The sequence below is a fragment of the Mesobacillus foraminis genome (genome assembly GCF_004340465.1).
GTDB classification, from domain to species: Bacteria; Bacillota; Bacilli; order Bacillales; family Cytobacillaceae; genus Mesobacillus_B; species Mesobacillus_B foraminis.
The window spans coordinates 1-1,167 of the sequence record NZ_SLVV01000032.1 but is presented as its reverse complement, the minus strand read 5'-3'; the positions used below and the strand labels follow the sequence as shown (position 1 = coordinate 1,167).

The 1,167-nt window shown below is 49.8% G+C and carries 1 rRNA gene; it reads left to right on the top strand.

Features of this window, described 5'->3' with window-relative positions:
• Positions 1-122: 122 nt before the first annotated feature.
• Positions 123-1,167: ribosomal RNA gene (locus EV146_RS26675) — 23S ribosomal RNA — on the top strand; the annotation flags it as partial.

Below are 1,167 nucleotides of genomic sequence, written 5' to 3'. Positions count from 1 at the left end.
TTTAATTGTTCCTTGAAAACTAGATAATGATATGTAAGAAGGCAAAAGTAAGAACCGAGAATCGCCATTTTAGTTTTTCTCTCTTTTATTAAAAAGAGAAACCTGGCAAAGTATTGCCGATAGGTTAAGTTAGAAAGGGCGCACGGTGGATGCCTTGGCACTAGGAGCCGATGAAGGACGGGACTAACACCGATATGCTTCGGGGAGCTGTAAGTAAGCTTTGATCCGGAGATTTCCGAATGGGGAAACCCACTGTTCGTAATGGAACAGTATCTTTACCTGAATTCATAGGGTATTGAAGGCAGACCCGGGGAACTGAAACATCTAAGTACCCGGAGGAAGAGAAAGCAAACGCGATTCCCTGAGTAGCGGCGAGCGAAACGGGATTAGCCCAAACCAGAAGGCTTGCCTTCTGGGGTTGTAGGACACTCTACATGGAGTTACAAAGGAACGGGGTAAATGAAGAGGCCTGGAAAGGCCCGTCAGAGAAGGTAAAAACCCTGTAGTTGAAACTTCGTTCCCTCCTGAGTGGATCCTGAGTACGGCGGGACACGTGAAATCCCGTCGGAAGCAGGGAGGACCATCTCCCAAGGCTAAATACTCCCTAGTGACCGATAGTGAACCAGTACCGTGAGGGAAAGGTGAAAAGCACCCCGGAAGGGGAGTGAAAGAGATCCTGAAACCGTGTGCCTACAAGTAGTCAGAGCCCGTTCATGGGTGATGGCGTGCCTTTTGTAGAATGAACCGGCGAGTTACGATTACATGCAAGGTTAAGTCGAGAAGACGGAGCCGCAGCGAAAGCGAGTCTGAACAGGGCGAATGAGTATGTGGTTGTAGACCCGAAACCAGGTGATCTACCCATGTCCAGGGTGAAGGTAGGGTAACACCTACTGGAGGCCCGAACCCACGCACGTTGAAAAGTGCGGGGATGAGGTGTGGGTAGCGGAGAAATTCCAATCGAACTTGGAGATAGCTGGTTCTCTCCGAAATAGCTTTAGGGCTAGCCTCACGTAGTAAGAGTCTTGGAGGTAGAGCACTGTTTGGACTAGGGGCCCTCATCGGGTTACCGAATTCAGACAAACTCCGAATGCCAATGACTTATCCGTGGGAGTCAGACTGCGAGTGATAAGATCCGTAGTCAAAAGGGAAACAGCCCAGACCACCAGC